Origin of the sequence: Mycobacterium sp., assembly GCF_035603715.1 — a bacterium.
Classification (GTDB): Bacteria; Actinomycetota; Actinomycetes; order Mycobacteriales; family Mycobacteriaceae; genus Mycobacterium.
Map to the genome: position 1 here is coordinate 1 of NZ_DATNJW010000370.1, position 7,385 is coordinate 7,385.

Genomic DNA, 7,385 nt, shown 5'->3' on the forward strand with positions numbered 1-7,385 from the left:
CGTTCGCCATGATCCAGCTGTCCGACCGCGGTCAGTTCTTCGTCGAGCCCGGCGAGGACACCTACGAGGGCCAGGTGGTGGGCATCAACCCGCGCGCCGAGGACCTCGACGTCAACGTCACGCGTGAGAAGAAGCTCACCAACATGCGCTCGTCGACGGCCGACGTGATGGAGACGCTGGCCCGGCCGCTGGAACTCGGCCTCGAGCAGGCCATGGAGTTCTGCGCCGAGGACGAGTGCGTGGAGGTCACTCCCGAGGTGGTGCGGGTCCGCAAGGTCGAGCTTGTCGCGACCCTGCGCGCGCGGGCGAAGGCGCGGGCCAAGGCGCGCGGCTAGCCGCCGGATGCGCGTGGCCGAACACACGGGCACCGATACCCTGTTGGGCGTGCCGAAACGAGCCCGCCGGGTCTACGCGACCACCGGCGTGCTGGTTTCGTTGCTGGCGTTCGCCGGCTGCACCGTCAGCCCGCCGCCGGCGCCGCAGAGCACCGAGACCAAACGCAGCACGGTCCCGCCACCGCAGCGCAAGACGCAGATCATCATGGGCATCGACTCGATCGGCGCCGGTTTCAACCCGCATCTGCTGTCCGATCTGTCCGCGGTGAACGCCGCAATCAGTGCGCTGGTGTTGCCCAGCGCATTTCGTCCGGTGCCCGATCCGGCCACGCCGACGGGATCCCGGTGGGAGATGGATCCGACGCTGCTGGTGTCCGCCGAGGTAACAGGGGAAAACCCGTTCACGGTCACCTACCGGATCCGGCCGGAGGCGCAGTGGACCGACAACGCCCCGATTGCCGCCGACGACTTCTGGTATCTGTGGCGACAGATGGTCGGCCAACCCGGTGTGGTGGACCCGGCCGGGTATGACCGGATCACCGGCGTGCAGTCGATTGACGGCGGCAAGCAGGCCGTCGTCACCTTCGCCCGGCCCTACCCGGCGTGGCGCGAATTGTTCAGCAACATCCTTCCGGCGCACATCGTCAAGGACGTGCCGGGCGGCTTCCCGGCTGGGCTGGCGCGTGCCATGCCGGTCACCGGTGGACAGTTCCGGGTGGAGTCCATCGACCCGCAACGCGACGAGATCCTGCTTGCCCGCAACGACCGGTACTGGGGACCGCCGGCCAAGCCAGACATGATCCTGTTCCGCCGGGCTGGGGCGCCTGCCGCGCTGGCCGACTCGGTCCGAAACGGCGATACCCAGGTGGCCCAAGTGCACGGTGGCTCAGCGGTTTTCGCGCAGCTGTCGGCGATCCCAGACGTGCGGACCGCCCGCATCATGACACCCCGGGTCATGCAGCTGACGCTGCGCGCCAACGAGGCCAAGCTGGCCGATGCACAGGTGCGCAAGGCAATCTTCGGACTACTCGATGTCGACCTGCTCGCGGCCGTGGGTGCGGGCAGCGACAACACCGTCACCTTGGACCAGGCACAGATCCGCTCGCCCAGCGATCCGGGCTACGTGCCGACGGCGCCCCCGGTGCCGACCCGAACGGCGGCATTGGGATTGCTGGAAGCGGCCGGCTACCAGATCGACAACGACACCTCGACCCCGGAGATCACCCGCGGGCACGTCACCAAGGACGGCAAGCAACTCACGCTGGTCCTGGGTGTGGCGGCCAACGATCCGACGGCGGTGGCAGTGGCCAACACCGCCGCCGACCAGTTGCGGAATGTCGGCATCGCCGCCACCGTGCTGGCGCTTGACCCGGTAGCGATGTACCGCGATGCGCTGGTCAACAACCGGGTAGACGCGTTGGTGGGCTGGCGCGAGGCCGGCGGAAACTTGGCGACGCAGTTGGCTTCCCGCTACAGCTGCCCGGCGCTGGAGGCGACCACGGTATCGACGGCCACGGCACCGACGTCCGCGCCCGACTCATCGGCGTCGCCCAAGCCCGCTCCGCCCACCACTCCGACAGCGACGACGTCGACACCGGGTGCCCATGGGCAGGAGTCGGGCGCGTTGGTGCAGGCGCCGTCGAACTTGACCGGCATCTGTGACCACAGCATCCAGTCCGACATCGACGCCGCGCTGAACGGGACCAAGGACATCAACGATGTGGTCAACGCCGTGGAACCGCGGCTGTGGGATATGTCCACGGTGCTGCCGATCCTGCAGGACACCACGATCGTCGGCGCGGGCCCGAGTGTGCAGAATGTCAGCCTTTCCGGCGCGGTGCCGGTCGGCATCGTCGGCGACGCCGGACAGTGGGTCAAGAGCGCTCAGTGATCGTCCATCGGTAACGATTCGGTATCTATTGGACCAATGCCAGTGAATCGGCGTCCTTAAGGTTCGTCTCAGGTAACGTTCGAAGTACTGGTTCAGGAACAAGCGGGGGCTGCAACCACCCAGACGCCAAGTGCGGACCGACCAGGGGGCGGCCCGCCCTTGGGCGCCTAACCTTAAATGTATTGTGCCGCAACGAAAATTAGCGGCTAAGTCAGGTGTGGGAGCACGGTGTCGACGATCTGGGCGAGTTGACGCTTGTTGGGTGGGGCGCCGGTCAGCAGCAGCTGCTGGTTGATCATCGCGGTGCCGGCTCGCGCGGTATACGGCGTCAGCATGGCCGCGTCGATCTCGCCATTGGCCGCGCCGGCCTGCAGGACCGACTCGATCATCCGCAATCGGGGCCCGACGACGGCGTCAGCGAAGATCGCGCGCAACTCCGTCTCATGCAACAGCTGCTGCATGATGAACAGCCCGGGGAAAGCGGTCTTACCCGCAACGAGATCGCAGTGTGCATTGAAAATGGCCAGCAGATTCTCCCGTGCCGATCGGTCCGCCCGCGGCTCGGGCAGCGGCGGTAGCGCGTAGAGCAACGCCGCCTGAACCAAGTCGTGCTTGCTGGACCACCGCCGATACAACGCGGCTTTACCGGTGCGTGCCTGCGCGGCGATGCCTTCCATGGTCAGTCCGCCGTAGCCGACGGCAGCCAATTCGGCCAGCGTCGCGTCGTACAGGGCGTCCTCGAGTTGCTTGCCCCGGCGGCGGGTGCGGACCGTTGCCGTCTGCTCTGCCATGCGACGATAGTAGTCAGCAACGTATATTCGCCGGAGCTGGGCTTTGCCGAGTTGCTGACTATCGCTGCGGCCCATTGGTTTAAGCCCACGAAATCCTTTGCCGCACAGCGCAACGGTAGGGTCATCCCATGCAGGAGACTCCCCGGCTGCTGTTCGTGCATGCCCACCCCGATGACGAGACCATCACCAATGGCGCCACCATCGCCCACTATGTCGGTCGTGGCGCACAGGTGCAGGTCGTCACTTGCACGCTCGGCGAGGAGGGCGAGGTGATCGGCGACCAATGGGCGCAGCTGGCCGTTGACCACGCCGACCAACTCGGCGGCTACCGCATCGGCGAACTGACCGCCGCACTGCACGCCCTGGGCGTCGGCGGGCCGACCTACCTCGGCGGCCCGGGCCGGTGGCGTGACTCGGGGATGGTCGGCGCCGAGGCACGCAGCCGGCAACGGTTCGCCGACGCCGACCAGCACGAGGCCGTCGGCGCGCTGGTCGCCATCATCCGCGAGCTGCGCCCGCACGTCGTGGTGACCTACGACCCCAACGGCGGGTACGGCCATCCCGACCACATTCAGACTCACGTCGTCACCACAGCAGCGGTGGCCGCGGCCGGCACCGACGAGTACCCGGGGACGCCGTGGTCGGTGCCCAAGTTGTATTGGACCGTCATTGCCCGTAGCGCGTTCACGGCCGGGTGGGAGGCGCTCGGCCCCGGCGACTTGCGCGACGAATGGATAATTCCACCGGCCGACGGCGACTTCGGCGAACTCGGCTACGGCGACGACGAAATCGACGCCGTGATCGACGACCCGGATGCCTTGCCGGCCAAGACGGCGGCCCTGCTTGCGCACGCCACTCAGCTCACCGTCGGACCCACCGGCAAGGCGCTGGCGCTGTCGAACAACCTGGCGCTCCCGATCGTCGCGCAGGAGCACTACGTTTTGGTTGCCGGCGCCGCCGGCGATCGCGATGAGCGCGGTTGGGAGACCGATCTGCTCGCCGGAGTCGACTTCGCCGGACCCGCTACGCGGTAGGCTGCCGGAATGGACCCGGATCTGGACTACAACCAGCAGCACTGGCAGGACCGGCTGGACAACTTCCAGTGGACTGTCATGTCCATCGTTTCGCAATTGGACAGCGTCCCGACCTGAGCACTACCGCGCCGCGCCTCCGCAATATCGATGACACCGGTGCGACGAATCCTGTATTCCGTGTCGCCGTTTTGACCGTGTTGGCGGTCGACGGTGCGATTTCGGCAGTTGGCGGGGCACTGCTGTTGCCCAGCTATATCGGTTCGATCCCGTTTCCCGTCAGCGCATTGGTCAGCGGTCTGCTCAACGCCGCTCTGGTCTGGGCTGCGGGACATTGGACCTCGTCGGCGCGGGTGGCCGCGCTGCCGCTGTGGACCTGGTTGCTGACACTCCTGTTGATGTACCTGCCCGGTCCGGGCGGCGACGTCATCTTCGGCGGCCGAGGCGTGCTGGCCTACAGTCCGTTATTGCTGCTCGCGATGGGTATAGTGCCGCCGTTGGTGGTGCTGTACCGGTGCTGGCCGACCCGTTGAGGGCAGGCACCCCCTACCGCACAGCTGGAGGCTACTGTTGTCGCTCATGGCACGCGTCGGGTCGCAGATAGTTGGGACGTGCGGATGAAATTTGGATGGCCGGAAGTTACACAGACGTGCCGTTGACTCCGGGTGAAGAGCCGACCTTGCTAGCCAGCCCGTCGGTGCCTCCTCGTGCCAGCGCTTCTGCGCTGCGGCGGGTGTTACGGCGTGCCCGCGACGGGGTGGCGTTGAACGTCGACGAGGCGGCGGTCGCGATGACCGCACGCGGCGAGGATCTGGCCGACCTGTGTCGCAGCGCCGCCCAGGTGCGCGACGCCGGTCTGGAATCGGCCGGACGCCGTGGTGGGACTGGACGGCTACCGGTCAGCTACTCCCGCAAGGTGTTCATCCCGGTGACGCATCTGTGCCGCGACTCCTGCAATTACTGCACTTTTGTCACGGTGCCCGGCAAATTACGCGCCGCGGGCACCGGGATGTATCTGGAGCCCGACGAGATTCTCGACATCGCCCGTCGCGGTGCCGAACTTGGTTGTAAGGAAGCACTATTCACCCTCGGTGATCGGCCCGAAGATCGGTGGCCGGAGGCCCGGGAATGGCTGGACGAACGCGGCTACGACTCCACTCTGTCTTATCTGCGGGCGATGGCGATCCGGGTGCTGGAAGAAACCGGGCTGCTGCCGCATCTGAACCCCGGGGTGATGAGCTGGTCGGAGCTCTCCCGGTTGAAGCCGGTGGCGCCGTCGATGGGCATGATGCTGGAGACCACGTCTCGGCGGCTGTTTGAGACAAAAGGCCTTGCGCACTACGGCAGCCCGGACAAAGACCCCGAGGTCCGGCTGCGCACGTTGACCGATGCGGGTCGGCTGTCGATTCCGTTCACCACCGGCCTGCTGGTGGGCATCGGCGAGACGCTCACCGAGCGTGCCGAGACTCTGCACGCGATTCGCAAGTCGCACAAGGAGTTCGGTCACGTCCAGGAAGTCATCGTGCAGAACTTCCGGGCCAAGCAGCACACCGCGATGGCCGCAACGCCGGACGCCGACATCGACGAATTCCTGGCCACCGTCGCGGTCTCGCGGTTGGTCCTCGGCCCCGCGATGCGTATCCAGGCACCGCCGAACCTGGTGTCGGCGCAGGAATGTCTGGCGTTGATCGCCGCCGGAGTCGACGACTGGGGCGGCGTCTCGCCGCTCACGCCCGACCATGTGAACCCCGAACGGCCCTGGCCCGCCCTCGACGATCTCGCCGCCGTCACGGCCGAGGCGGGATACGACTTGGTGGAACGACTGACCGCCCAGCCCAAGTACGTGCAGGCGGGAGCGGCGTGGATCGACCCGCGGGTGCGCGGGCACGTTGCCGCGCTGGCCGATCCGGCCACCGGACTTGCCCTCGATGTGAAGCCGGTGGGCATGCCGTGGCAGGAGCCCGACGAGGTGGCATCGTCCGGCCGGGTCGATCTGAACGCCGCGATCGACACCGAAGGCCGGCTGACCGAGACTCGCAGCGACCTGGATAGTGCCTTCGGTGACTGGGAGTCGATCCGCGCCCAGGTGCACGACTTGGCGGCCCGCGCGCCGGAGCGCATCGACACCGACGTGCTCGCCGCCCTGCGCTCGGCCGAACGTGACCCGGCCAGCTGTACCGACGCGGACTACCTCGCGTTGGCCACCGCCGACGGACCCGCGCTGGAAGCCGTTACCGCGCTGGCAGATTCGCTGCGCCGCGACGCGGTCGGTGACGACGTCACGTTCGTGGTGAACCGCAACATCAACTTCACCAACATCTGCTACACGGGTTGCCGGTTCTGCGCTTTCGCGCAGCGCAAAGACGACGCCGACGCCTATTCGCTGTCGTCCGACGAGGTTGCCCAGCGGGCGTGGGAGGCGCATGTCGCCGGTGCGACCGAAGTCTGCATGCAAGGTGGTATCGACCCCGAGTTGCCGGTCACCGGTTACGCCGACCTGGTCCGCGCGGTCAAGGCGCGGGTGCCGTCGATGCATGTGCACGCGTTTTCGCCGATGGAGATCGCCAACGGCGTCACCAAGAGCGGGTTGAGCATTCGCGAGTGGCTGACCAGCCTGCGCGAAGCGGGCCTGGACACCATCCCCGGCACGGCCGCCGAGATTCTCGACGACGAAGTCCGCTGGGTACTCACCAAGGGCAAGCTACCCACTTCGATGTGGATCGAGGTGGTGACGACCGCGCATGAGGTGGGCCTGCGGTCGTCCTCGACGATGATGTACGGCCACGTCGACGAACCGCGGCATTGGGTCGGCCACCTGAACGTGCTGCGTGACATCCAAGACCGCACCGGCGGCTTCACCGAGTTCGTCCCACTGCCGTTCGTGCATCAGAACTCGCCGCTGTACCTCGCCGGTGCCTCGCGGCCGGGACCCACCCACCGTGACAATCGCGCCGTGCATGCGTTGGCGCGGATCATGCTGCACGGCCGGATTTCTCAAATTCAGACCAGCTGGGTCAAGCTCGGCATCGAGCGCACGCAGGTGATGCTCAACGGCGGTGCCAACGACCTGGGTGGCACGTTGATGGAGGAGACCATCTCGCGGATGGCCGGCTCCGAATACGGCTCCGCCAAAACCGCCTCCGAGTTGATGGCGATCGCCGAGGGGATTGGGCGTCCGGCACGCCAGCGCACCACTGACTACAACCCTCTTGCCGCGTAGTTGTCGGTGGCCCCGGGTATACCCGGGGCTGTGAATCATCACATCGACAACGACCGTTTTCCCGAATGGCAGCCCTTCATCGAGGCCGTGCAACAGCGTGGCCCGCACACCGGCACC

At 66.9% G+C, this 7,385-nt stretch carries 5 protein-coding genes and 1 pseudogene; 5 read left to right on the plus strand and 1 reads right to left on the minus strand.

The genetic code is table 11. The features are described 5' to 3' along the window. Together VN856_RS15365 and VN856_RS15370 are read left to right on the plus strand one after the other, a co-directional pair. Positions 1–335, plus strand: a pseudogene (locus VN856_RS15365) (translational GTPase TypA); the annotation flags it as partial. A 43-nt stretch (positions 336–378) separates the two neighbouring features. Continuing rightward, positions 379–2,226 (plus strand): ABC transporter family substrate-binding protein, encoded by a 1,848-nt coding sequence (locus tag VN856_RS15370; protein WP_325690486.1) that lies wholly within the window; start codon positions 379–381, stop codon positions 2,224–2,226. A gap of 206 nt (positions 2,227–2,432) precedes the next feature. Here VN856_RS15370 and VN856_RS15375 read toward each other — a convergent pair whose 3' ends face one another. Further along, positions 2,433–3,017: a TetR/AcrR family transcriptional regulator gene (locus VN856_RS15375; RefSeq protein ID WP_325690481.1), complete on the minus strand. Its 585-nt coding sequence runs from the start codon at positions 3,015–3,017 to the stop codon at positions 2,433–2,435. Between the two features lie 128 nt (positions 3,018–3,145). On the opposite strand from VN856_RS15375, the gene mshB reads away from it, so the two are divergent. From mshB to VN856_RS15390, 3 genes are all read left to right on the plus strand, one after another. Beyond that, complete coding sequence (mshB, locus tag VN856_RS15380; protein ID WP_325690483.1) at positions 3,146–4,051, plus strand: N-acetyl-1-D-myo-inositol-2-amino-2-deoxy-alpha-D-glucopyranoside deacetylase; 906 nt, start codon at positions 3,146–3,148, stop codon at positions 4,049–4,051. Between the two features lie 95 nt (positions 4,052–4,146). Further along, entirely contained in the window at positions 4,147–4,581 is a 435-nt protein-coding gene (locus VN856_RS15385) for a hypothetical protein (protein ID WP_325690488.1), read from the plus strand. 95 nt (positions 4,582–4,676) lie between these two features. Continuing rightward, a complete protein-coding gene (locus VN856_RS15390) occupies positions 4,677–7,268 on the plus strand; it encodes a bifunctional FO biosynthesis protein CofGH (RefSeq protein ID WP_325690484.1) in 2,592 nt (863 codons plus the stop codon). Positions 7,269–7,385 lie beyond the last annotated feature (117 nt).